Raw genomic sequence first — 26,732 nt, 5'->3', positions numbered from 1 at the left:
CAATGAGAGGATTTTGCAGTTATAGCGTATATGCTATTTCGATTATTTTTTGAAAAAGTCTTGTACTTTTTCGTTCGGAACCATTTGTTCATCAAAAACGTATGCTCCAGTTTTTGGAGATTTTACCATTTTGATAACCTTGGTATAAGCACGACCTTCTTTAGAACCTTCGTGCAAACTTGCTACTGTTTTCTTTGCCATGGGTTATACGACTTTATTATTTAATTTCCTTGTGTACTGTTACTCTCTTCAGAATCGGGTTGTATTTTTTCAACTCAAGTCTTTCTGTAGTATTCTTTCTGTTCTTAGTTGTGATATAACGAGATGTTCCCGGCATTCCACTGTCTTTGTGTTCTGTACATTCCAGAATCACTTGCACTCTGTTACCTTTTGCTTTCTTTGCCATTGTAAGTTTTCTCCTCTACGTTTAGCCGATTACTTTAATGCTTTTCCAATCACAATAACCTTTAGCCACTGCTTCAGTCAGCGCAGCATCCAGTCCTTTTTTGTTGATAATACGCAACCCGTTAGCACAAATGCTAAGGCTGATCCAACAATCTTGTTCTACATAATAGAACTTTTTGTTAAACAAGTTCAAATCAAAGGTTCTTTTAGTTCTTCTCTTTGAGTGTGAAACATTGTTGCCAATCATGGCTTTCTTTCCGGTAATTTGACAAATCTTCGACATTTCTATCTTATTTTTATAGTTTTATATCTATACTTCTTTCAAACAGGACGCAAAGTAAGCACTTTTATCCGTATAAAACAAGAATTTCCTAAAATAATTCACTTCCAGGCACCTATTTTTCTTTTATTTGAGTAAATCACGGAGCATTAATAGTGCATTATTGCCTGCTCTTTCGATATTCATGCTTCTTCCGCGGTTCGTTTCCTGTTTGTAAGTACAAATTTCGTTTTTATAACCAGCGGCTATCCAAACAGTTCCCACCGGCTTCTCGGGAGTACCACCTCCGGGGCCTGCTATCCCTGAGGTAGCAATGGCGCAATCGGTTTTTAGTGCTTTCATCGCACCTTTTACCATTTCAATCACAGTTTCTTCACTGACAGCCCCATGTTGCTCCAATGTTTCGGAGGAAACGTGTAAAAGTCTCATTTTTACTTCATTGGAATAGGCTACTACACTTCCGTTAAAATATTCAGAACTACCGGCAATGGAAGTCAAACGTGCGGCAATACTGCCTCCGGTACAACTTTCTGCGGTGGAAACGGTCAATTTCTTCTTTTTTAAAAGTTCACCGACTATAACTTCCAAAGGCGTATCTTCTTCACTGAAAATGTCTTCACCAAGTATTTCCTCTAATTTTACTTTTTCACGTTCAAGAAGAACTTTTACTTCCTCCCTGTTTTGTCCGCGTCCTGTCAGTCTAAGACGAATAATACCCAGCTTAGGCAAGTATGCCAATTTGATACATTCCGGCAGAGTGCTCTCCCACGGTTCCAGTTTTTCTGCCAATACGGATTCCGGATAGTTTTGTACGAGAAATGTTTGGTGCATAATCACATCCGTTTGAAACCTCTCGTGCAGCTTAGGCAATACACTTTCTGTCATTACGGCAGTCATCTCTTGCGGAACGCCCGGCATGGAAACAAGTACTTTTCCATCTCTTTCGAACCAGCTGACAGAGGCACTTCCTACAGGATTATTTATCACCGTACAATCTTTCGGAACCATTGCTTGGCTTTTGTTGAGTGCATTCATAGGTATTTTCCCTGCCAGTACCCGTTTTACGTTTTCGAATACTTCTTCGTTGAAAACCAGTTCCGTATGAAAGTATTTACATAAAGTTTGTTTGGTGATATCGTCTTTGGTAGGTCCGAGTCCTCCGGTTACTAAAACAATATTCACCCTTTCCATCGCATTATCAATCGCTTCCATGATTTCCTTTTCCCGGTCACGGATTGAAACAATACGAAGAACCTCAATGCCTATTTTATTTAATTCCTGCCCCATCCAGGCTGAATTAGTGTCGACAACCTGTCCTATCAACAGTTCATCGCCAATGGTTATTATTTCGGCAAACATACTTCTTAGTTTTTATCCTATTATATATAAATAAGGTATACCCAATTATAACGTCACACGAGAATAAGCCGGAAGATCAATAGAACAAAAGTCCTTATCCAGATATTTGAAATATCCGGTAATGGCGATCATGGCTGCATTATCAGTTGTATAACTGAATTTAGGGATAAAAATATTCCAGCCATATTTCTCGGCATGTTCCCGAAAAGCATTACGCAATCCATTATTTGCAGAAACTCCTCCGGCTACAGCTATTTCATTAATCTTATATTCTTTGGAGGCTTTTCGTAATTTATCCATCAGAATATCCACTACAGTAGCCTCCAATGATGCTGCAAGGTCTACTTTGTGATGTTCTATGAAATCGGGATCTTCCTTTAACCAGTCGCGTAATGAATATAAAAAGGAAGTTTTCAATCCGCTGAAACTGTAATCCAGACCAGGAATATGCGGTTTGCTGAATGTAAAAGCTTTCGGATTTCCCTGACGAGCCAGTTTGTCAATGATCGGTCCGCCGGGATAACCAAGTCCCATCACTTTAGAGCATTTATCAATAGCTTCACCTGCGGCATCGTCAATAGTCTGTCCGAGAATCTCCATATCATTATAGGCTTTGACCAGTATGATTTGTGAATTTCCTCCGGATACTAGTAAACAGAGAAATGGGAAAACTGGTTGTCTCTCCTCTTCTCCTTCTGCTTTAATAAAATGAGCTAAGACATGTCCTGTCAGATGATTAACGTCAATCATTGGAATATTTAAAGAACGAGCGAATCCTTTTGCAAAGGAGACCCCAACAAGCAAAGACCCCATCAATCCCGGTCCGCGAGTGAAAGCTACTGCGCTCAACTCTTCTTTGGTGACGCCGGCACGTTTTAATGCTTCATGTACTACCGGTACGATGTTTTGTTGGTGTGCCCGTGAAGCCAACTCGGGTACTACTCCGCCGTATGCTTCATGTACGGCTTGACTTGATACCACATTTGACAGCAAATAACCATCCTTGATTACGGCTGCCGACGTATCGTCACAGGAGGATTCAATTCCTAAAATTATTGCACTCATAAGTATTTAAACTATTAAACGGTGCAAAAGTAATCATAAAACTATGATTCGTAACGAACTATTTTATATTTTTGTTCGCAAAATAAAAGTAATCGCATATCAGAACGCTGAAAAAGACTGTACGCTGGGTAGTAGGTATTGTACTGGGAGTATATATCGGGACTATTGTTTTGCTGAATATACCAAACATTCAGCAAGCAATGAGTGTATTTGTAGCTGAAGAACTTTCCGAAGTTTTAAATACAAAGGTAGTGATTGGTAGAATTAATATCGGTCTATTGAACCGTATTATTATTGATGATGTATTGCTTGACGATCAGAGTGGTCAGGAAATGCTTAAAGTCACACGTTTGTCCGCCAAATTCGATATTATGCCCTTTTTTAAAGGAAAGATATCCATTAGCAGTGTTCAGCTTTTCGGATTTAATATCAATCTCCTGAAAGAGACTCCGGATTCACCTCCTAATTTTAAGTTTGTTTTGGATGCTTTTGCTTCTAAAGATACGGTGAAGAAAGAAAACTCCCTTGATTTACGTATTAATTCCATCCTGATTCGTCGTGGAAGGATGTCTTATCATGTGTTGTCGGAAGAAGCAACACCGGGAAAATTTAATGCTAAGCATATTCAGCTTCAAAATATCATCGCTAATATATCGTTGAAGGCATTAAGTAAGGACTCTTTGAATTTAGGGATCAAGCGATTGAGCCTTGATGAAAAAGCATCCGGCTTCTCTTTGAAGAAAATGAGTTTGAAACTGGTTGCCAATAACAAGCAGACAAACATTGATAATTTTACAATAGAATTGCCCGAAACCTTCCTCAAACTCGATACCATTCATTTGGAGTATGATAGTTTGAAAGCTTTTGACCGTTTTACAGAACAAGTACATTTCTCTTTCCGTACTTTGCCGTCGCAAGTTACTTTAAAAGATATTTCTCCTTTTGTTCCTATCCTTTCGCATTTCAAGGAACCGGTGACATTGGATATGGAGGTGAAGGGGACTGTGGATCAGTTGACTTGTTCGCATCTGGAGATTACAGCCGATGGCCGTCAGTTTCGTCTGCGAGGAGATGTATCGCTTCAGGACTTATCGCGTCCACAAGATGCGTATGTATATGGAACTCTTTCCGAACTTTCGGCCAATGCTCGCGGAGTCGGTTTTTTAGTGCGTAATTTAAGCCATAATTATAATGGAGTTCCTCCTCTTCTCGAACGTTTGGGAAACGTGAGTTTTCAGGGAGAAATTTCGGGATACTTCACAGACTTAGTTACTTATGGGCAATTACAAACGAGTCTTGGAAATGTAAAGACCGACTTGAAATTGAGCTCTGATAAGACAAAAGGATTGTTTGCGTATTCCGGAGCTGTCAAAACAGAGGATTTTCAACTAGGTAAATTATTGGATAATGAGGAGTTGGGAGAAATTACTTTCAATCTGGATGTACATGGCCGGCATATTGCTGACCACTTGCCTGCCGTAGAATTGAAAGGACTGATTGCTTCGATAGATTATAGCAGATATAGATATGAAAATATCACACTGGACGGAGAATACAAACAAGGCGGATTTAATGGAAAGATAGCGTTGGATGATCCTAATGGCTCTATTTATTTGAATGGAGACGTAAATGTTGCATCCAAAGTTCCTACTTTCAATTTTCTTGCAGTAGTCAATAAAGTACGTCCACATGATTTGAATCTTACCACCAAATATCCCGATGCAGAGTTCAGTTTAAAACTGAAAGCCAATTTTACAGGTGGATCAGTGGATGAGATGATTGGAGAAATCAATGTGGATAGCTTGGAATTTACAGCTCCGGATAAAGCATATTTCATGCAGAATTTGAATATCCGGGCAACCAAACAAAATGGAGAAAATCAGCTTAGATTGACTTCTGAATTCCTGAAAGCAAGCATAGAGGGAAAATTCCAATATCACACATTACCTGCCAGTATTCTGAATATTATGCGGAAATATGTGCCGTCTTTGATATTACCTCCCAAGAAGCCGATTGAAACCCATAATAACTTTTTGTTTGATATACATATATATAATACGGACATTTTATCTACGATATTTGATATACCGTTAACGGTGTATACTCATTCTACGTTGAAGGGGTATTTTAATGATGCTTTACAACGCTTGCGTGTAGAGGGATATTTCCCCCGTCTGCAATATAAGAACAACTTTATTGAGTCAGGCATGATTCTGTGCGAGAATCCGGCAGATCATATCCGCGCACGGGTTCGTCTGACTAATTTGAAAAAGAAAGGAGCGGTCAATTTATCTCTGGATGCACAAGCTAAAGATGACGATGTCAGTACGACTTTGGATTGGGGAAATAATGCTGCAGCAACATATAGCGGGAAATTAGCAGCTGTTGCCAAATTTCTACGTACAAGCGGAGAAAAGTCCTTATTGAAAGCGATGGTGGATGTGAAACCTACTGATGTTATTTTAAATGATACTCTTTGGAAGATACATCCTTCGCAGGTGGTAGTCGATTCCGGACGAGTGGATGTGAACAACTTCTACTTTAGTCATCAGGATAGATATGTACGTATTAACGGCCGGCTTTCCGAGAATCCTAAAGATACTGTAAAGGTTGATCTAAAGGATATAAATATGGGATATGTATTTGATATTGCAAGTATATCCGACGATGTTAATTTTGAGGGTGATGCAACAGGAACGGCTTATGCAAGCGGAGTGCTTAAAAAGCCTATCATGAATACTCGTTTATTTATAAAGAATTTCTCACTCAACAACGGTCGTTTGGGTGAACTGGATATATATGGTGAGTGGGATAATGAAAACAGAGGTATCCGTTTGGATGCATCCATTCAGGATATATCCCCTTCTCCATCGCGTGTCACGGGTATTATTTATCCATTAAAACCCGAGAGCGGACTTGATTTAAATATTGAAGCAAATGAATTGAATTTGAAATTCCTCGAACATTATATGAAGTCTATTGCCAATGATATTAAAGGGCGGGGAACAGGAAAAGTACATTTCTATGGAAAATTTAAAGGATTGAACCTGGATGGTGCTGTAATGACAGACGCATCCATGAATTTTGATATTTTAAACACGCATTTTGCAGTAAAAGACACCATTCATCTGGCTCCTACCGGATTGACATTCAATAATATACATATTTCTGATATGGAAGGACATTCGGGAAGAATGAATGGATATTTGCATTTCCAGCATTTTAAGAACCTAAACTATCGTTTTGAGATACAGGCAAATAATATGCTTGTGATGAACACAAAAGAATCGACAGATATGCCTTTTTATGGTACGGTGTATGGTACCGGAAATGTATTGCTCTCTGGAAATGCCATACAGGGGCTCGACGTAAATGTGGCCATGACTACAAATCGAAATACTACCTTTACCTATATTAATGGTAGTGTAGCATCGGCTACTAGCAATCAGTTTATCAAATTTGTAGATAAAACACCTCGTCGTACTATCCAGGATTCTGTTCAAGTAATCTCATATTACGAACAAATACAGCAAAAACGTCAGGAGGAGGAAGAACAGAAAACAGATATCCGTTTGAATATTCTGGTGGATGCAACTCCCGATGCCACCATGCGAATCATCATGGACCCTATTGCCGGAGATTATATCAGCGGAAAAGGTACGGGAAATATCCGGACGGAATTTTATAATAAGGGTGATGTGAAGATGTTCGGTAATTACCGGATCAATCAAGGAGTATATAAATTTAGTTTGCAGGAAGTGATCCGTAAAGACTTTATTATCAAGGATGGAAGTACAATAACATTCAATGGTGCACCTTTGGATGCTAACATGGATATACAAGCTTCATATACAGTGAACTCTGCTTCTTTGAATGATTTGATACCGGATGCTTCGGCTATTATACAACAACCCAATGTGCGTGTAAATTGTATCATGAATCTAAGTGGTATGCTGGTACGGCCGACTATCAAACTGGGTATTGAGCTTCCGAATGAAAGAGATGAAATACAAACATTGGTGCGTAATTATATCAGTACGGAAGAGCAGATGAATATGCAGATTCTTTATTTGTTGGGTATTGGCAAGTTCTATACAGAAGATGCCCGTAATAACAATCAGAATTCGAATGTGATGTCATCGGTGCTCTCATCGACTCTTTCCGGCCAGTTGAATAATGCACTTTCACAGATCTTTGAAACGAATAACTGGAATATCGGTACGAATTTGAGTACGGGTGATAAGGGTTGGACAGATATGGAAGTAGAAGGTATTTTGTCGGGACAATTATTGAATAACCGTTTATTGATAAACGGAAACTTCGGTTATCGGGATAATCCGATGGCTAATACTAACTTTGTAGGAGACTTTGAAGCAGAATGGCTGATTACCCGTTCGGGAGATATCCGTTTGAAGGCTTATAATGAGACAAATGACCGTTATTACACAAAAACAAATTTGACTACACAAGGTGTAGGTATCATGTATAAGAAGGACTTCAATAAATGGAGTGATTTATATTTCTGGAATAAATGGCGGTTACGCAATAAGCGGAAACGGGAAGAAGCTGAAAAGGTGAAACCACAACAAACGGACAGCATCACTGATAAAACTGCTAAATCGGCAGTGAAAAGAAAACGTGCACAGGAACAGTAAAAAACAATAAACGATGACATATCCACCAGGAATAATGTCATCGTTTGTTGTTTGTGAGAATTAGGTTTCAGAATTATACACTTTGACCTATGAAAGGACAGTACCGTTCTCGCCTATGTTTACTACTTTATCTACATTCCCCTTCTCAAGTTCAATTCGATAATATATGCTACCATCTGCTTTTTCAACATACTCCGCTTCGTCAAAACGATATTCTCCATATTGATTATTAAGAGTACTTTTTACCGCTTCAGGCAATTCATTCTGACGTACTTCCCATGAAGTAGAATACCAATTTCCAGTCTGGTTGAACAATACATCTTTTGAGATTCCATTATGAATGATATCTACCTCTGTATATCCGAAATCCCAATCATTTCTATCATCTTCTACGTCTACTTCCAAGATTCTTGCATTCGGATACTTTTCATTGATGAAGTTTTTCATAGCTTCAGTCAATTGTACAGGAAGATGTTCGGTGTTATCATCATCAGTGTCTACAATACTTTTAATCAGAGTTCCATCGGCAGAATAATACAAATCTACCTCCTGATTCTGCTTTTCGACTTCAATCACGAAAACAGTTTCAACGCCTGTCCGTTCCAGTTTGTCTATATCATCCCGTTTCCATGAGGCATATTCGCTGCTCTCAAAAGACGTTTTTACGGCTTGTGGTAATGCATTATAAGGAATGTCCGTTTCTGTCATTTGCCATTTTCCATCCTGGGTGAACCATGCAGATGCTTCATATCCGTCATAGAAATCGGCTACATAATATCCGGACTTAGTTTCCCACTTCACATTTGCAGCATTAGGGAATTTGGATGAGAATGCACTTTGAAGTTCGGCAGGAACAGTTATTGAACCATCGTCATCGTTGTCACAACTTTGCAGACTCCATGTGACGCTTAGTGCCAGTAAAAGTGTATAAATCTTTAGTTTCATCTTTGTTCAATTTAAACAGGTTTAGAAATCAATATCAATCAAATTAAATTTCAGGTCAAACTTCAGTTCCGTACGGTTGGATAGTTTTACTTCATAATCTTTCTTATCTCTCTCAATTTTCAGAATTTTAGCATCAGGGTAATTGGTCGTTACATATTTCTGAATAGCTGCCGGAATAATTGCTGTAGGTACAGAACTATATTTGCAGTTTACTTCTTCCCAGTTACCTTTGTTATCAAACTCCACTTTATCACCATTCGTGAAAATCACTTCATAACTTTTATAGAAGAAATCACTTTCCATTTTGGCTAATGCTATTTTGCTATCGGCAAAATGCTGTTTAATGAACTGCTGTGCCGGTTGTGGCATTTGAGTTACCTGGATTGGTTTGTCGTCATCTGCACGAGCTACTGTTTGCAAAGTGAAAAGACATACTAATAAGAATACTAACTTTTTCATAATCGTTGTTTTTTAAATATTGGTTTTTACTATTATTAATTTTATAATGCAAAGATGAGAGGAGAATCTGAAAAGATTTGGGAATTTTGAGAATTTCCCCCCAAAAAAATCGAAAAAATATAGTGACGCTATCCGATTAATATAGTGTCACTATATATAAAGGATACCGTCACCATCCTATAGGGATAGTGTCACTATAATTTCTTTCTGAAATTAGATTCTTTATGATTCTTTTAAAACTACTAATATACACATCGTTTATTTTTGCACACACAGATTTGACAATATTCATATTAAACAACCATAAGAACTTTTTTATGACTATGAGAACAAATTATTTTTTATTATTAGCTATTCTATTGGGGATGCTCCCTATGAGTTACACGCACGCCAATGATTCAATACCTAAGAGCGTGATTCTGTACACACCTTACACAAAAATCTCCGTATCTCCCGGAGCGTCAATTGACTACAGTATTGATCTTATCAACAACACAGACCAGTTGACGAATGCGAATCTTTCTGTCAGCGGATTGTCCGCCAGTTGGAAACACGAAATGAAATCCGGTGGCTGGAGCCTTAGCCAACTATCAGTACTTCCCAAAGAGAAAAAGACTTTCAATTTAAAAGTCGAAGTCCCATTAAAGGTGAATAAAGGTAATTATCACTTTGTGGTATATGCCGGAAACGCCAAACTTCCGTTGGATGTGGTGGTTGCTCAAAAAGGAACATACCAGACTGAATTTACTACCGACCAACCCAACATGCAGGGAAATTCCAAATCAACCTTCACTTTCAGCGCCACTTTAAAGAATCAGACTGCCGACCAGCAGCTATATGCTTTGATGGCTAATGCACCCAGAGGTTGGAATGTAGTTTTTAAACCTAACTATAAGCAAGCCACTTCTGCACAAGTGGAAGCCAACAGCACTCAAAATGTAAGTATAGATATTACTCCTCCTGCCAATGTAGAAGCCGGCAGTTACAAAATTCCGGTACGTGCCGCTACAGGTACCACTTCTGCCGAATTGGAACTGGAAGTGGTTGTTACCGGCTCTTATCAAATGGAACTGACTACTCCCCGTGGGCTATTGAGTACAGATGTCACAGCAGGTGATATAAAGAAAATAGAACTGGAAGTCAGAAACACAGGCTCTTCATTACTGAAAGATATTCAGCTATCTGCCAATAAACCTGCTGACTGGGAAGTAACTTTCGAACCTTCAAAAATCGATGCACTAAAAGCCGGAGAGACATCAACGGTTATGGCTACTTTGAAAGCTTCTAAAAAAGCATTGCCAGGCGACTATGTGACTACCATCATGGCAAAAACTCCTGAAGTAAATGCCGATGCGCAGTTCAGAGTTGCAGTAAAAACTCCGATGATATGGGGATGGGTAGGCGTTCTTATCATTATTGCCACCATCGGCGTGGTTTACTACCTGTTCCGTAAATATGGAAGGAGGTAAATTATGGGCGAACAAGTGATCGTACTTACCGATTTGACCAAACAATACGGTAATTTCACTGCTGTAGATCATATTCGCCTGAATATCCGGAAAGGAGAAATCTTCGGATTGCTGGGACCGAATGGTGCTGGAAAATCAACTACTATCTTAATGATGTTGGGATTGACAGAGCCTACTTCGGGAACAGTTGAAATTTGTGGAATCAATTCTACTACACACCCCATTGAAGTAAAAAGGAAAATTGGGTATTTGCCAGAAGATGTAGGATTCTATGATGATATGACTGGACCGGAGAATTTGATCTATACAGCGCGATTAAATGGTATTGCTGATAAAGAGGCAAAAACTAAGGCTATGGAACTGATGAAGCGGGTAGGCCTTGAAGATCAGTTAGCCAAAAAGACCGGGAAATATTCTCGTGGTATGAGACAGCGGTTGGGATTGGCTGATGTACTTATTAAAAATCCGGAGATTATAATTCTCGATGAGCCGACTTCAGGGATTGACCCTGCAGGTGTTCAGGAATTTATCGAACTGATTCGCTGGTTGAGTAAAGAAGAAGGACTGACTGTGCTTTTCTCTTCCCATCATCTGGATCAGGTACAGAAAGTGTGCGACCGGGTAGGTTTGTTCAGTAATGGCCAATTACTTGCTTTGATCGATATGGCAGAATTGAAAGATAAGAAGCAGGAATTATCTGATATTTATAACCATTATTTTGAGGAAGGAGGAGAAAGGCATGAATAAAGTCAATCATCCTTTTTGGGTTATCGTCAACAAGGAAATTTCCGATCATGTCAAAAGTTGGCGTTTTATTATATTAATAGGTATTATAGCACTTACCTGTATGGGGTCGCTATATACGGCACTCACCAATATTAGTGAAGCCATCAAACCTAATGATCCGGACGGTTCGTTTCTTTTCTTGAAGTTGTTTACGGTTTCAGATGGGACTCTCCCCTCTTTTGTGCTGTTTATTAACTTCTTAGGGCCTCTATTGGGAATCGCTTTGGGATTTGATGCAGTCAATTCCGAACAAAATAAAGGAACATTGAGCCGTATGCTGTCCCAGCCTATTCATCGTGATTGCATTATCAATGCGAAGTTTGTGGCTGCTCTGATTGTGATAGGTATCATGTTGTTTGTATTGGGCTTTCTGGTGATGGGATGTGGACTGATTGCTATTGGCATTCCTCCCACGGCAGAAGAGTTTTGGAGAATTGTTTTCTTCATCATTACCAGTATCTTTTATGTAGCATTCTGGTTGAATCTGGCTATTCTGTTTTCACTCCGTTTCCGTCAGGCAGCGACTTCTGCATTAGCATCTGTGGCTGTTTGGTTGTTTTTTAGCGTATTCTATACCATGATTGTTAATTTGGTGGCTAAAGGGTTGAGTCCGTCACAGATGGCATCACCTTATCAGATTATCAGTTATCAGAAGTTTATTCTAGGGTTGATGCGTTTGGCGCCAAGTGAACTGTTTAATGAAGCTACCACCACATTACTGATGCCTTCTGTCAGAAGTTTGGGACCATTGACTATGGAACAGGTACAGGGAGCTATCCCTAGTCCGCTCCCATTGGGACAAAGTCTTTTAGTTGTATGGCCGCAGCTGACCGGATTGATTGCGGCAACGGTTATTTGCTTCGCTATTTCTTATATCATGTTTATGAGGAGAGAAATACGCTCCAGATAACTAACTCATCATAAAAAGACAAAGGACACGGAGAAACAGGTGAATGGATATACCTGACAAATTGGTTTATGATAACCGACAGGTCGTTCACTTTAAATCCGTGTCCTTTGTGTTTTCCGGGTGAATCTTATCATTGGGAAATCTCGAAGCAATGTTCATTCTGCTCGAAGTAATAATTTATATTCAGATGTTGCAAACGACAGATGGAATCGGCTATAGCTAATCCCAGCCCTGTAGATCCTTCCTTTTTGCTACCCTGATAGAAACGTTCGAAGATATGTTCCTTGTCCAGCGGATGCTCCACCCCCGAATTTCGGAAAGTAATACCGTTCTTAGTAACGGTGATTCGGATATGTCCCCCGTCAATATTATGTACAAATGCATTTTTCAGGAGGTTAGTGAGTAAAGCAACAGCCAGAGATTCGTTCATTGTCACCTTGAAAACACCTTGTTCATCTATCGTGACTTCTATGTTGCGATAATCATAAACTTCTTCGTAATCTTGCAGATATTGTTTGAGAAGTACATTGAATTCCAATTCTTTGGTATCGGTAAACTGGCCATTATCAATTTTGGAAAGCAATAATAGAGACTTGTTTAATTTAGTGATGTATTCTAAAGTCTGATGCGTTTTCATCAGTTCTTCCAGTTGTTTTTCTGATAGCGAATCATCTTCCATCAACATTTCCAATCGGTTACGGCAAATAGCAAGTGGAGTTTGTATCTCGTGTGAAGCATTTCCGATAAACTGTTTTTGTTGTTCGAACATTTGCTCCGTACGTTCTACATAACGGATGGCAGCCTCATTTAATTTCCGGAATTCCGTGATTTGAGTATTGTTACTCAAGGGTTTATTCCTTTTCCCTGTTTGATAACCGTCCAGCCAGTGCAGAAGTACATAGAGCGGTCGCATATTCCGGTAAAATACCCATACGGAAATAATAATAATGCAGAATAATAAAGCTACATATAGAAATATTATCCACACCTGGATAGCATCTCTCAAATCATCTTTTTCAATACTGGGGGTCGATACTGTCAGTTCGTGGTATCGTCCTTCATCGTCTTTAAAGATAGTAGTAAGAATACGTGCCGGCTCGGTTTCTCCTTTCTCTTCAATATATACCATAGAGTCTTTATACTGAATATCGTCCTGACTTTCCGCATATTCTTTGCTCACTTCCATCATATAATATTGATTGTTGGAACCGTTAGTTTTAGACGGTAGCTCCTCTCCTGCCAATGCCCGGATAATGATGGTTTCCGAATAATCTTCCAAAGCGTCATCCACTTCATCGTTGACTTCATCGATCATCGTAACGTAAAAAAAGATAGCCCAAACCGTCAGTATAAGGGTCAGAGCAAGTGTAATACGAAGAATGATGTAATATATTAATTTCATGGACAATAATCTCTTTCTTTTTTATTCTACCACCATTTTATATCCAAATCCATAGACCGCTTTAATTTCAATCGTTGCACCCGAATCTTTGAGCTTTTTGCGAAGATTCTTGATCTGTGCATATATGAAATCAAAATTATCAACCTGATCGATATGATCTCCCCATACAGATTCGGCTAAGGTATTTTTATTGATTAATCTTCCGGGGCGGTTGATGAAATATAATAGGATATCATACTCTTTTCTATTTAGTTCCACTTCCAGATCATTCACAAAGACACGATACTTATCCGGTTCTATCCGTACATTGCCCTGGCGGATATCAATCTCTCCATCGTGCTGATGACGGCGGATCACGCTTTTAATACGTGCATTTAATTCAACCAGATGAAAGGGTTTCGGCAAATAATCATCTGCTCCGAGTTCTAATCCCAAGACTTTGTCTTCCAGGGAGTCTTTGGCGGAAATAATAATCACATTTTCCCGTTTATGGAGTGCTTTCAATCGTTCGAGAAGATCAAGTCCGCTTCCGTCCGGCAGCATGATGTCCAATAAGATACAATCATAGTTGTAATCTTCAATTTTGCGTAGAGCAGAATTGAAGTCACCGGCTGTTTCTACCACGTAACGTTCTTTTTCAAGTGAACATTGAATCAGTTCTCTCAAAGAGGGTTCGTCTTCTACAATCAATATCTTCATAATTTTGTTCTCCTTTCTTTTTTTACATACTGCAAAGAAAAGGGATATTTCTGAAATAAAACTGAAATGGAAGGAAAAAAGAAAAGGATGAAAACGATTCAATCGCTTTCATCCTTTTTATAATGATATACAATTTCTATTTAATAAGAACGTGCAAATATGACGCGGCAAGCAGATGGTTTACCTGTAACCATACATTTACCCGGTTCTTTGTCGCCCGGAACAAATGAATCGAACGGAATACAACGAATAGTTGCTTTGGTTTCTTCCTTAATCTTTTCTTCTGTTTCAGTGGTTCCGTCCCAATGAGCCAGAATAAATCCGCCTTCTTCGATTTTTTCTTTAAATTCGTCGTAGGTATCTACTGTTGTTATCTTGGAATTACGGTAATCCAATGCTTTTTTGTAGATATTAGCCTGCATTTCTTCAAGCAGGTTCTGAACGTATGTTTCAATGCCTTCACAGGTAACTGTTTCTTTTTCCAGTGTATCACGGCGCATCACTTCCATCGTGTTGTTTTCAAGATCGCGACCACCCATAACCAAACGGACAGGTACACCCTTCAATTCATAATCAGCGAATTTGAAGCCCGGGCGTTTGTTATCCGCATTATCATATTTCACAGAGATACCCAGTGCTTTCAACTTAGCTACAATGCCTTCTACTTTAGCATTAATTTGTTTCAGTTGTTCGTCATTCTTATAGATAGGAACGATTACTACCTGAATCGGAGCCAAATGTGGAGGTAATACCAATCCGTTGTCATCCGAGTGAGTCATAATCAATGCACCCATCAAACGAGTAGAAACACCCCATGAAGTAGCCCAAACATACTCCATCTTGTTTTCCTTGTTAACGAACTGAACATCGAATGCCTTTGCAAAGTTTTGTCCCAGGAAGTGGGAAGTACCACTTTGCAATGCTTTTCCGTCCTGCATCATGGCTTCTATTGTGTAAGTGTCAAGTGCACCTGCGAAACGTTCATTGGCTGATTTCACTCCCTTTACAACAGGAACAGCCATATATTTTTCTGCAAATTCACCATATACATTCAACATTCTGATTGCTTCTTCCTCTGCTTCTTCACGGGTAGCATGAGCGGTATGTCCCTCTTGCCACAGGAATTCGGCAGTACGCAGGAAAAGACGGGTACGCATTTCCCAACGGAAAACGTTCGCCCATTGGTTACAGAGAATAGGCAGGTCACGGTATGACTGAATCCAGTTCTTATAAGTATTCCAGATGATTGTTTCTGATGTTGGACGGATAATTAATTCCTCTTCCAATTTAGCTGCAGGATCTACTACAACTCCTGAACCGTCTTCTGCATTCTTCAAGCGATAATGTGTTACTACGGCACACTCTTTCGCAAACCCTTCTACGTGTTCTGCTTCGCGGCTTAAGAATGATTTCGGGATTAATAGCGGGAAGTATGCATTTACGTGTCCTGTTTCCTTGAACATGTCGTCCAATTGACGTTGCATTTTCTCCCAGATAGCGTATCCGTAAGGCTTGATCACCATACATCCGCGCACAGCAGACTGTTCTGCCAAATCAGCTTTTACCACCAAATCGTTATACCACTGTGAGTAGTTTTCACTACGTTTGGTAAGGTCTTTCAGTTCTTTTGCCATTATATTTTTCTATTTAAAGTTTTCTTAAGTGTTAAAACAGGGTGCAAAAATACGAAAAATGCATGAACTGCCCTATTCTTCATGCATTAATTTTCTAAAGTCATGTGCTTCCATATTACATATCTCATTTTTCATATTCGTTATATGGTTGCATCCCCGACTATGTTTGTTCAGCATAGTGCCTTTTTGAGAACTAAAGGCACTATAACCCGATGAAAAGGTTTTATACAAAAGAAATAAGCTTTTCCTACCCAATTATGGTATTTTACTAATGTGGTAACCTCAATCATTTGTTTTCCTGTTTCCAATGGTGTAATGAGAATATCGACATAAAACAATAAATGTTTATCGTCTTTTCTCATAATTGCTTCTTGCTTGTCTTCCTCTATAATAAGTTCTTCACTTTCAATAGCTTTAGTTTCTATACCGAAAGGTTTGACTAAACAGACCCTTATTGCATACAACATTCGGAGCCAAGCGGGGTTATGAGCAAAGACTTTTAAAATAATATCTTTAGGAGACAGATGGTTTTCTGTAACTTCTATGGAAAAACTGTCACTGTAATCTACGGGGAGATATTTCTCTATTTTCTTAGCCATATTGGTTATTCAATTAGGGTTATTTTACAATATGTTCAGTTTAGGTTTACTCCGATAATAGGTAAAACCATGGAAAAAGGAGGCTTGAAAAATAAAAAAATCAGGCAGTTTATTTAAGATAACCACCTGATTTTCAAAAGAGCGGTAAACGAGGCTCGAACTCGCGACCCCCAGCTTGGGAAGCTAGTGCTCTACCAACTGAGCTATTACCGCATGCTTACTGCATTTCTCGACTCAAAAGCCTTATGAAATGGTGATGCAAAGGTAAACATAATTTTTATATCTCAAATAAAATCGCAGAAATTTTAATGCAAGAAAAAAGTGAAATCAAAGTCTCTTCAACTCTTTTGTGTTGATGAAAAAACAACCGGATATGAAAAAACGCATATTAGTGACCCGCATAATTAAAAATATACAGACTGACGATAGTCCCTATAGGAAAAACTCCAGGATTTCTGGTTAATAAGATTCAGACACAAACTAATTTAGTGGATAATCTATCAATAGGTTCTAACTAGAGAACAAATATTGAATATGTGAGACTAAAGTTGCTTATATTGTTTCAAATGGATAGTTTCAGTCTCTAGTAAAATAAATAAGATTTAGAAACCAACGGGTGCTTTATGAGCTGTTTGGGAGCTTGCTTTTAAAGGGAGAACACGCTTCTCACTGACCAACGACTGGTTCCATTTAAAGGAACGGAGCTTTTCATTTAAAGAAACGACTCCAATATGCATTTATATTTTGTATATTCAAGTAGTTTATATCCATTAATAACACGTATATTGTATATACTTGCATTATTTTATGCATCATTTTTTTCTATCTGATCGAAATGACACAAGCGTGATTCAAAGAGAAGATGAAAAATAGAACATCTTATAAAAAAGCGTTGAAAACTCCTTTTGTTGTATCGCTATATTCTTTCTAATGAACAAACCTCTCTTTTCATCTGTTAGAATATCTCAAATTCAGATATAACCTAACCAGTATGAAAAAAAATAAGCGACTTTTTATACTATTGACTTTGTATTTTTCCATCGGTCAGATAGATGCACAGACACCATTGAGTTTCGAAGAATCACTGCATCTGTTGAATCAAGGAAATCAGAGTCTGAAAATAGCAGATAAGAGTATTGAGATTGCAAAGGCAGAACGTGATAAGCTGAATGCTTTCTGGTATCCCAGTCTTCAGTCTACAGGTGCGTTTGTACACATGTCGGAGAAGATCGAAGTCAAACAGCCTTTGTCGCAGTTTACCGATCCGGCTAAGGACTTTATACATTCCATTATTCCGGATGACCAGATTATTTCATCTATATTGGATCAAATTGGGGCAAATACCCTTATATTTCCTTTGACTCCAAGAAATCTGACAACTGTCGATTTATCAGCCGAGTGGGTACTTTTTTCCGGCGGTAAGCGTTTTCGTGCCACCAACATCGGAAGAACGATGGTCGACTTGGCACGGGAAAGTCGGGCACAGGTATCGGCCAATCAGCAAAGTTTATTGGTTGAAAGTTATTATGGGCTTCGATTGGCACAACAAATTGTGACTGTCCGTGAAGAAACTTACAACGGATTGAAGAAACATTATGAAAATGCCTTGAAATTAGAGGCGGCAGGAATGATTGACAAGGCAGGCAGGCTTTTTGCCCAGGTAAATATGGATGAAGCCAAACGTGCCTTGGAAGCTGCGCGAAAAGAAGAAACAGTAGTGCAAAGTGCCTTAAAAGTCTTGCTGAATAAAAAGGATACAGATGCCAACATCACTCCTACCTCTCCCCTTTTTATGAATGATTCATTGCCACCTAAAATGCTATTCGATCTTTCTGTAAACAGCGGGAACTATACACTCAACCAATTACAGTTGCAGCAGCATATTGCCAAACAAGAAGTGCGGATTGCTCAGAGCGGCTATTTGCCGAATATAGCCCTTTTCGGAAAGCAGACCTTGTATTCGCATGGTATTCAGAGTAATTTATTACCGCGTACCATGGTAGGTATTGGTTTTACATGGAACCTCTTTGACGGGCTGGATCGTGAAAAAAGAGTGCGGCAATCGAAATTAACGGAACAAACTCTGGCTTTAGGACAGATGAAAGCCCGTGATGATCTGGCTGTTGGGGTAGATAAACTTTACACGCAGTTGGAAAAGGCACAGGATAATGTAAAAGCTTTAAATGCAACGATTGCTTTAAGTGAAGAATTGGTACGCATCCGAAAGAAATCATTTACAGAAGGAATGGCAACTTCTACCGAAGTTATTGATGCTGAAACCATGCTTGCCAGTGTAAAAGTGGCTCGTCTGGCAGCATATTATGAATATGATGTGGCACTTATGAATCTACTCTCGCTTTGTGGCACACCGGAACAATTTGCAAACTATCAACCTAAACCGTAACAAACAATGAAACCAACTAGTAGAACCCTATCATGGGCTTTTGTCATCATTCTTCTGGCTGTCGGTATTTTCACCGGCCTGGGAGTTATAATCATGCATAAACAGCCGCTGGTCTTGCAAGGACAAGCTGAAGCAACTGAAATTCGTATCAGTGGGAAACTTCCCGGCCGTATCGACACTTTCTTCGTTCAGGAGGGAGACTGGGTACATCAGGGAGATACTCTTGTTGTCATTAATAGCCCTGAAGTACATGCCAAGTATCAACAAGTGAATGCCTTGGAACAGGTAGCAGTGCAACAGAACAAGAAAATAGATGCCGGAACCCGTCGTCAGATTGTTGCTACTGCACTTCAATTATGGAACAAAACGAAGAGCGATCTTACTCTCGCCCAGACAACCTACAACCGTATTCTTACTTTATATAAGGACAGTGTCGTTACTTCTCAAAGAAAAGATGAAGTAGAAGCTATGTATAAAGCGGCTGTAGCAGCTGAACGCGCTGCCTATGAACAGTATCAGATGGCTGTAGATGGTGCACAAAAGGAAGATAAAGCGTCTGCTGCCAGCATGGTCGATGCTGCCCGAAGCACAGTGGATGAAGTCTCGGCTCTGCTGGTAGACGCCCGGTTGACCGCTCCGGAAAACGGACAGATAGCAACGATCTTCCCTAAACGTGGAGAGTTGGTTGCACCGGGAACTCCCATTATGAATTTGGTGGTGATGGATGATATACATGTTGTTCTTAACGTGCGGGAAGATCTGATGCCGCAATTTAAAATGGACGGAACATTCGTTGCGGACGTGCCTGCTATCGGTAAAGAAAATATTGAATTTAAAATCTATTATATTAGTCCGTTAGGCAGTTTTGCTACCTGGAAATCAACCAAGCAAACCGGAAGCTATGACTTACGTACCTTTGAGATTCATGCCCGTCCAACCCAAAAGGTGGATGACTTGCGTCCCGGTATGTCCGTGTTATTGACTTTAGATTAATAGACATCAAATAAACCAGAGAATGGATGAATCACAAACATATTCCCCTTTTCGTTCCGTACTGCTCAGAGAGTGGCGGCGAATGACTTCGCGGCGCCTTTATTTTGGTGTCTGCATTGTCTTGCCATTGTTCACCCTTTTCTTTATGGCTACGATCTTTGGCAACGGACAGATGGAAAACATTCCTATCGGTATTGTTGATCAGGACAATACTGCTACTTCCCGGACGATAGTCAGGAACATTTCTGCCGTACCAACTTTTAAAGTGACAAAGCATTTTGTAAATGAAGCAGCTGCCCGTGAATCTGTGCAAAAAAAAGAGATTTATGGATATCTTTCCATACCTCCCCAATTTGAACAGAATGCGATTACCGGAAAGAATGCAACACTCTCCTACTATTATCATTATGCATTAATGTCGGTAGGTGGTGAGTTGATGGCGGCATTCGAAACTTCCTTAGCTCCGGTGGCTCTTTCTCCTGTGGTGATGCAAGCGATGGCACTCGGAGTAGAGCAGGATCAGATTACCACCTTTTTATTACCTGTACAGGCTAATAACCATCCGATATATAATCCTAGTCTGGATTATTCGGTATATTTAAGTCAGCCCTTTTTCTTTGTTCTGTTTCAGGTTTTGATTCTGTTGATTACCGTGTATGCGGTTGGCATTGAAATCAAGTTCCGCACAGCAGATGATTGGCTGGCGACTGCCAAAGGCAATATAGTGACAGCTGTTTTAGGTAAATTATTACCTTATACCATTATATATATACTGATAGGATGGCTGGCTAATTACGTCATGTTCGGCATTTTGCATATTCCTTTTCAGGGGAGTTGGTGGCTAATGAATATCATGACTGTGCTTTTCATCATTGCAACACAGGCTTTAGGACTGTTTTTATTCTCGCTGTTTCCGGCAATATCGTTGGTTATAAGTGTAGTTTCTATGGTAGGTTCTCTGGGGGCTACTTTGTCCGGAGTGACCTTTCCGGTTCCCAATATGTATCCGTTGGTGAGGGATGCTTCCCATTTGTTCCCTGTCCGTCATTTTACGGAAATGATGCAAACCATGCTCTATGGAGGCGGTGGGTTTATCCATCTTTGGCCGTCGGCTGTGATACTCTGTATCTTCCCGTTGCTGGCCCTGTCGCTGCTTCCTCATTTAAAACGAGCTATAGAAAGTCATAAGTATGAAAACATTAAGTAAGTTACAACAGTTGTCATTCATCATTCGTCGTGAATTTCTAGCTATCAGTACCAGTTATGCGGTTTTGCTGGTGTTGATGGGAGGAATCTTCGTTTACGGGTTGCTCTACAATTATATGTATGCACCGAATATTGTAACCGATGTACCTGTTGCCGTAGTCGACAATTCGCACAGTGAATTGAGCCGTAATTTTATCCGTTGGCTGGATGCTACTCCCCAGGCAGAGATCTCCAGTCAGGCTATGGATTATCACGAAGCAAAAGAATGGATGAAAGAAGGCAAAGTACAGGGAATACTCTATCTGCCTCATGACTTTGAAGAGCGGGTGTTCCGGGGAGATGAAGCCGTATTTTCCCTTTATGCAACTACTGATGCCTTCCTGTATTTCGAAGCTTTGCAGGGTGCTTCTTCACGTGTCATGCTGGCTATTAATGATAAATACCGGCCAGATGAAGCGGTGTTTCTTCCGCCACAAGGATTGCTTGCCGTAGCTATGGCGAAACCGATCAATGTGGAAGGCACTGCACTCTATAATTATACCGAAGGATATGGTTCCTATCTTATTCCGGCAGTCATGATGATTATAATTTTCCAGACCTTGCTGATGGTTATTGGTATGGTGACCGGAGAAGAATACAGTAGTAAAGGAATCCGCGCATATACTCCTTTTGGGTATGGCTGGGGAGTTGCCATTCGTATAGTAGCAGGAAAAACGTCTGTGTACTGTGCTCTTTATGCCATCTTTGCCTTTTTTCTATTAGGCTTGCTCCCTCATTTTTTCAGCATACCTAATATTGGAAACGGATTATACATTGTGTTATTATTGATTCCATATTTGATGGCAACTTCTTTCCTGGGATTGGCTGCTTCCAGGTATTTTACGGATTCTGAAGCTCCCCTACTTATGATCGCCTTCTTCTCCGTAGGATTAATCTTTCTTTCCGGGGTTTCCTATCCAATGGAACTAATGCCCTGGTATTGGAAGGTGGCCCATTTCATTTTTCCAGCTGCACCAGGTACGCTTGCTTTTGTGAAACTGAATTCTATGGGAGCCAGTATGGCTGATATCAAACTGGAATATATAACTCTCTGGATACAGGCACTTATTTATTTTACAATAAGTATATGGGTCTATAAGAAGAAACTGGAATCACATTTGATTGGTTAAATTAACAAAAACAAAACATGCGCTAATTATAACATATAGCAAAAGAACACTTTCAGATAAATCAACTTCGCAAGGTGAATAATCAACTTTGGAAATAAAAATGTTTCTAAATAGATGTTTTCTAGTAGAATCTCTCTTATTTCTTTGTATTTGTCATTGCTTTTGTCTAGTTTCGTTAACTGTTATGTTTATATGATCGTTAGAAGTAGTTTAAAAAACAATTGTTTATATGAAATACATTGTATATATTCTTCTCTTTTTTCCTGTTTGGGTTACAGCACAGACATACAAATATATAGGAATAGAAGATGGCTTGAGCAATCGCCGGATATTCAATATTCAGAAAGATGCTCAGGGTTATATGTGGTTCCTTACAAATGAAGGGATGGACCGATACAACGGTAAAGATATAAAACACTATAAATTAAATAAGGAAGGTAATACTTTAGATGCTCCCATACGTCTGGGATGGTTGTATACAGAACCGCATATAGGTATCTGGGTGATTGGCAAGCAAGGGAGAATCTTTCAATATGACGCTAATAAAGATGATTTCCGAATGGTATATAGATTACCGGATACTTCTGAAACAATTAGCTGTGGTTATTTGGACCGGAATAATAATATTTGGTTATGTCGCAAGGATACTATATTGCTTTATAATATCAAAGATGCTCGCATATTCCAATTTTCCAATATATTCCATACTAGTATTACGGCAATAGAACAAGTAGATGAACATCATTTCTTTATAGCAACGGAAACAGGTGTACGGTATGTTAAATTGGAGAATGATATTTTAGAGATTATACCTGTTGAAACATTAGACTATTTCCATGCTCAGGTGAGCGAACTGTATTTTCACCAGCAATTAAAAAGACTGTTTATCGGTTCATTTGAAAGAGGAGTTTTTGTATATGATACGAATACGCAGGAAATTATACGGCCGGACGCTGACCTCAGTGACGTAAATATTGCTTGTATCAGTCCTTTGAATGAAATGGAACTGTTGATTGCAACCGAAGGGATGGGAGTATATAAAGTTGATGTGAACACTTGTAAACTGGAACATTACATTGTAGCCAACTATCAGAGTTATAATGAAATGAACGGAAATAACATTAATGATGTCTTTGTAGATGAAGAAAAGCGAATATGGCTCGCCAATTATCCCACCGGAATCACAATAATGGATAATCGCTATGAAAATTATCATTGGATGAAGCATTCCATAGGGAATGATCAGTCGCTAGTCAATGATCAGGTACATGCAGTCATTGAAGATGAGGATGGCGATTTATGGTTCGGAACCAGCAATGGCATTAGTCTTTATCATTCAAAAACAGGTAAATGGCATTCGTTCCTAAGTTCTTTTGACCAACAGATCAAAGATAAAAACCATATCTTTATTACTTTATGTGAAGTATCTCCCGGTATCATATGGGCAGGGGGATTCACTTCCGGCATTTATAAAATAAACAAGAATACATTGTCGGTTGAATACTTCTCTCCTTACCTGCTTTCCCACGTCAATATGCGCCCGGATAAGTATATTCGTGATATAGTTAAGGATTCGAGAGGATATATCTGGTCGGGAGGGTACTATAATCTAAAATGTTTTAATCTGGCAACCAATAGTGTCCGTTTATATCCGGGGTTGAATTCTATCACATCTATTGTTGAAAAAGACAAAGACAATATGTGGATCGGAACCGTTGGAGGATTGTATTTATTAAATCGAAATACCGGTGAATATCAGTTTATTGAAATGGAAATAGGAGCTGCTTATATCAATACGCTTTATCAGGCGGATGATGGATTGCTATATATCGGAACAAATGGTGTAGGAGTATTTGTGTACAATCATCAAAATAAAACATTCGAGCACTATTTTTCTGATAATTCCGCATTGGTTTCAAACAGGATATTTACAATACTGCCGGAAATGAACGGGCGTATAATGATGAGTACAGAGAATGGAATCACCAGTTTTCATACTAAAGAGAAGATATTTAATAATTGGACCAGAGGAGAAGGATTATTACCTGCCTATTTTAATGCATCTGCAGGAACAGTGCGTCAGAATAAAGGCTTTGTATTTGGAAGTACAGATGGAGTTATTGAACTTCCGGAGAATGTGACGTTTCCCAAATATGAATTCACGAGATTGATATTCAGTGACTTTTATCTTTCTTATCAACCTATTTACCCAGGTGACAAAGGTGCTCCCTTACAGAAAAATATTGATGAAACAGATGTACTGGAACTCGGATATGATGAGAATACTTTTTCGTTCGAGGTTTCTACAATCAATTATGATTCTCCCGAGAATGCATTATATTCTTGGAAGCTGGAAGGATTTTATGAGAAATGGACACTACCGGGAGCTAATAATTTGATTCGTTTCACCAATTTACCTCCGGGCAAATACACCCTTCATGTGCGTGCTGTATCCAAAGAAGAACATGATATTGTTTTTCAGGAACGTAGTATGAAAATTATCATCACACGACCTTTCTGGTCGAGTTGGTGGGCCATTTTATGTTATATCTTGTTTGTAATCGGAGGGTTTTATTTCATTCTACGTGTGATAAATCTAAGAAAACAAAAGAAGGTATCGGATGAAAAAACGCAATTCTTCATTAATACAGCTCATGATATACGTACTCCATTAACTTTGATAAAAGCACCTTTGGAGGAATTGCTGGAAGAAGAGAATCTTACCGACAACGGGATAACCCGTACGAACATTGCATTGAGGAATGTGGAAGTTCTTCTACGACTGGTCAGCAATCTGATTAATTTTGAACGAACGGATGTATATTCCTCTAAAATGAGTGTTTCCGAGTATGAGCTGAATACTTATATGAATGAAATATATGATACATTCTCTTCTTATGCAGCCATTAAGCGCATTGAGTATACATACGAGAGTACTTTCAGCTATATGAATGTATCGTTTGATAAGGAGAAGATGGATTCTATTTTGAAGAATATAATATCGAACTCGCTAAAATATACTCCGGAAAGTGGAAAGGTCAGTATTTCCGTATCTGATACGAATGATTCATGGAAAGTGATCATCAAGGATACAGGTATAGGTATTCCTACCAGTGAACAAAGTAAGTTGTTCAAGCTACATTTTCGCGCCAGCAATGCCATTAACTCCAAAGTGACAGGTAGTGGCATAGGATTAATGCTGGTAGGAAAACTGGTCAGCCTTCATGGTGGTAAGATTAGTGTGGAGAGTGTTGAACATCAAGGAACGACAATCAAAATTGTCTTTCCGAAAAGCAATAAAAACTTTCAAAATACCGGGGAGGAAACACACGCTAAGTTTGAAGCGTTGGCTCCTGTACTCCCCACTCCGAATGTACCTGCAAAGACAACTGTCGTTGTGGATAATCCTAATTCACGACGAATTCTGGTTGTAGAAGACAATGATGAGTTACGCTCTTATCTGGTCAGTTCATTATCTTCCATCTATAATGTGCAAGCTTGCGCCAATGGAAAGGAAGCATTGATTATTATAAAAGAATTTTGGCCGGAACTGGTACTTTCTGATATTATGATGCCGGAGATGAGAGGAGATGAATTGTGTGTCGCTATTAAAAGCGATATTGAGACTTCACATATTCCTGTATTGTTGCTCACAGCTTTAGGAGATGAAAACAATGTTCTTGACGGTCTGTCCATTGGTGCGGACGAATACCTCATCAAACCTTTCAGTGTGAAAATTTTGCGGGCGAATATTGCCAACTTACTGGCAAACCGGGAACTGTTGCGTATGAGATATGTCAATCTGGATATAGAAATGAAATCAATGGTTCCTTCAGCAAACGGTACTAACAGTCTTGATTGGAAGTTTATATCAAATGTAAAGAAAATCGTGGACGAGAATATAAATAACCCTGAATTTACTGTTGATGTGCTCTGTGAATCAAGTGGGATGAGCCGTACCAGTTTTTATTGTAAGTTGAAAGCTTTGACGGGACAGTCTCCGACAGAATTTATCCGGATGATGCGTTTGAAACGTGCTACCGAATTACTGAAAGAGGGTGTATATGCTATTAATGAGATTTCAGACATGGTTGGATTCTCTGAAACTAAGTATTTCCGGGAAGTATTCAAAAAACACTATAAGATGAGTCCGAGCAAATATGCTAAAGAAGGAGGTAATTCCACTACTGCTGATCCGGAAGATGACGATGAAGAAGATTGATAAATAAAAAGCAAATAGATACGTTGTATTTAAAAAAGTTCTCCTCTGTTATAGACACACATAACAGAGGA

Annotated in this window: 20 protein-coding genes and 1 tRNA gene; 9 read left to right on the top strand and 12 right to left on the bottom strand. The window is 39.2% G+C overall.

Going from position 1 to position 26,732, the window contains the following annotated elements; translation table 11 throughout:
* Positions 1–42: 42 nt before the first annotated feature.
* The 5 genes from I2I13_RS17640 to tsaD form a co-directional block, all read right to left on the bottom strand.
* On the bottom strand, positions 43–201 hold the full coding sequence (locus I2I13_RS17640) for a DUF4295 domain-containing protein (protein WP_004295982.1): 159 nt from the start codon (positions 199–201) through the stop codon (positions 43–45).
* A gap of 16 nt (positions 202–217) precedes the next feature.
* On the bottom strand, positions 218–406 hold the full coding sequence (rpmG, locus tag I2I13_RS17635; RefSeq protein WP_002560155.1) for a 50S ribosomal protein L33: 189 nt from the start codon (positions 404–406) through the stop codon (positions 218–220).
* Between the two features lie 21 nt (positions 407–427).
* On the bottom strand, positions 428–688 hold the full coding sequence (gene rpmB, locus I2I13_RS17630) for a 50S ribosomal protein L28 (protein WP_004295983.1): 261 nt from the start codon (positions 686–688) through the stop codon (positions 428–430).
* A gap of 123 nt (positions 689–811) precedes the next feature.
* Entirely contained in the window at positions 812–2,044 is a 1,233-nt protein-coding gene (locus tag I2I13_RS17625) for a competence/damage-inducible protein A (protein WP_148366697.1), read from the bottom strand.
* Between the two features lie 45 nt (positions 2,045–2,089).
* Entirely contained in the window at positions 2,090–3,109 is a 1,020-nt protein-coding gene (tsaD, locus tag I2I13_RS17620; RefSeq protein WP_148366698.1) for a tRNA (adenosine(37)-N6)-threonylcarbamoyltransferase complex transferase subunit TsaD, read from the bottom strand.
* 200 nt (positions 3,110–3,309) lie between these two features.
* Here tsaD and I2I13_RS17615 point away from each other — a divergent pair, with 200 nt between their 5' ends.
* Positions 3,310–7,764, top strand: a complete 4,455-nt coding sequence (locus tag I2I13_RS17615) for a translocation/assembly module TamB (RefSeq protein ID WP_195650129.1) — start codon at positions 3,310–3,312, stop codon at positions 7,762–7,764.
* An 87-nt stretch (positions 7,765–7,851) separates the two neighbouring features.
* On the opposite strand, the gene I2I13_RS17610 is transcribed toward I2I13_RS17615, so the two are convergent.
* The gene (locus I2I13_RS17610; protein WP_195650128.1) at positions 7,852–8,709 is read right to left on the bottom strand and encodes a PepSY-like domain-containing protein; all 858 of its coding nucleotides are present in this window, start codon (positions 8,707–8,709) and stop codon (positions 7,852–7,854) included.
* 21 nt (positions 8,710–8,730) lie between these two features.
* Positions 8,731–9,168: a PepSY-like domain-containing protein gene (locus I2I13_RS17605; RefSeq protein ID WP_148366701.1), complete on the bottom strand. Its 438-nt coding sequence runs from the start codon at positions 9,166–9,168 to the stop codon at positions 8,731–8,733.
* A gap of 317 nt (positions 9,169–9,485) precedes the next feature.
* Here I2I13_RS17605 and I2I13_RS17600 point away from each other — a divergent pair, with 317 nt between their 5' ends.
* The 3 genes from I2I13_RS17600 to I2I13_RS17590 are packed head-to-tail and all read left to right on the top strand — an operon-like array spanning position 9,486 to position 12,333.
* On the top strand, positions 9,486–10,637 hold the full coding sequence (locus I2I13_RS17600; protein ID WP_148366702.1) for an NEW3 domain-containing protein: 1,152 nt from the start codon (positions 9,486–9,488) through the stop codon (positions 10,635–10,637).
* A gap of 3 nt (positions 10,638–10,640) precedes the next feature.
* Positions 10,641–11,384, top strand: coding sequence for an ABC transporter ATP-binding protein (locus I2I13_RS17595; RefSeq protein WP_195650127.1), 744 nt, complete (start codon positions 10,641–10,643; stop codon positions 11,382–11,384).
* Positions 11,377–12,333, top strand: a complete 957-nt coding sequence (locus tag I2I13_RS17590) for an ABC transporter permease (RefSeq protein ID WP_004295992.1) — start codon at positions 11,377–11,379, stop codon at positions 12,331–12,333. The genes I2I13_RS17595 and I2I13_RS17590 overlap by 8 nt, the downstream gene beginning before the upstream one ends.
* A 130-nt stretch (positions 12,334–12,463) precedes the next feature.
* On the opposite strand, the gene I2I13_RS17585 is transcribed toward I2I13_RS17590, so the two are convergent.
* From I2I13_RS17585 to I2I13_RS17565, 5 genes are all read right to left on the bottom strand, one after another.
* Positions 12,464–13,735: a cell wall metabolism sensor histidine kinase WalK gene (locus tag I2I13_RS17585; RefSeq protein WP_148366704.1), complete on the bottom strand. Its 1,272-nt coding sequence runs from the start codon at positions 13,733–13,735 to the stop codon at positions 12,464–12,466.
* Positions 13,736–13,756: 21 nt separating this feature from the next.
* On the bottom strand, positions 13,757–14,434 hold the full coding sequence (locus I2I13_RS17580; protein ID WP_148366705.1) for a response regulator transcription factor: 678 nt from the start codon (positions 14,432–14,434) through the stop codon (positions 13,757–13,759).
* 140 nt (positions 14,435–14,574) lie between these two features.
* Entirely contained in the window at positions 14,575–16,068 is a 1,494-nt protein-coding gene (proS, locus tag I2I13_RS17575) for a proline--tRNA ligase (RefSeq protein ID WP_195650126.1), read from the bottom strand.
* Between the two features lie 170 nt (positions 16,069–16,238).
* Positions 16,239–16,667 carry a DUF2867 domain-containing protein gene (locus tag I2I13_RS17570; RefSeq protein ID WP_195650125.1) on the bottom strand — a complete coding sequence of 143 codons (429 nt, stop codon included), beginning with the start codon at positions 16,665–16,667 and terminating at the stop codon, positions 16,239–16,241.
* A gap of 140 nt (positions 16,668–16,807) precedes the next feature.
* Positions 16,808–16,880 (bottom strand) — tRNA-Gly (locus I2I13_RS17565).
* A gap of 778 nt (positions 16,881–17,658) precedes the next feature.
* Between I2I13_RS17565 and I2I13_RS17560 the strand changes: the two genes are divergently transcribed.
* The 5 genes from I2I13_RS17560 (at position 17,659) to I2I13_RS17540 (ending at position 26,661) form a co-directional block, all read left to right on the top strand.
* Positions 17,659–19,071, top strand: a complete 1,413-nt coding sequence (locus tag I2I13_RS17560) for a TolC family protein (protein ID WP_195650124.1) — start codon at positions 17,659–17,661, stop codon at positions 19,069–19,071.
* Between the two features lie 6 nt (positions 19,072–19,077).
* Positions 19,078–20,064 carry an HlyD family secretion protein gene (locus tag I2I13_RS17555; protein ID WP_148366708.1) on the top strand — a complete coding sequence of 329 codons (987 nt, stop codon included), beginning with the start codon at positions 19,078–19,080 and terminating at the stop codon, positions 20,062–20,064.
* Positions 20,065–20,086: 22 nt separating this feature from the next.
* Positions 20,087–21,271, top strand: a complete 1,185-nt coding sequence (locus tag I2I13_RS17550; RefSeq protein WP_148366709.1) for an ABC transporter permease — start codon at positions 20,087–20,089, stop codon at positions 21,269–21,271.
* Complete coding sequence (locus I2I13_RS17545; RefSeq protein ID WP_148366710.1) at positions 21,255–22,439, top strand: ABC transporter permease; 1,185 nt, start codon at positions 21,255–21,257, stop codon at positions 22,437–22,439. The genes I2I13_RS17550 and I2I13_RS17545 overlap by 17 nt, the downstream gene beginning before the upstream one ends.
* Positions 22,440–22,668: 229 nt before the next feature.
* Positions 22,669–26,661: a two-component regulator propeller domain-containing protein gene (locus tag I2I13_RS17540; RefSeq protein WP_195650123.1), complete on the top strand. Its 3,993-nt coding sequence runs from the start codon at positions 22,669–22,671 to the stop codon at positions 26,659–26,661.
* The last annotated feature ends 71 nt before the right edge of the window (positions 26,662–26,732 follow it).

The sequence above is a fragment of the Bacteroides sp. D55t1_190419_B8 genome, from assembly GCF_015558905.1.
GTDB classification, from domain to species: Bacteria; Bacteroidota; Bacteroidia; order Bacteroidales; family Bacteroidaceae; genus Bacteroides; species Bacteroides vicugnae.
Note: the sequence above shows the minus strand (reverse complement) of the source record. Positions and strands in the feature narration are given on the sequence as shown.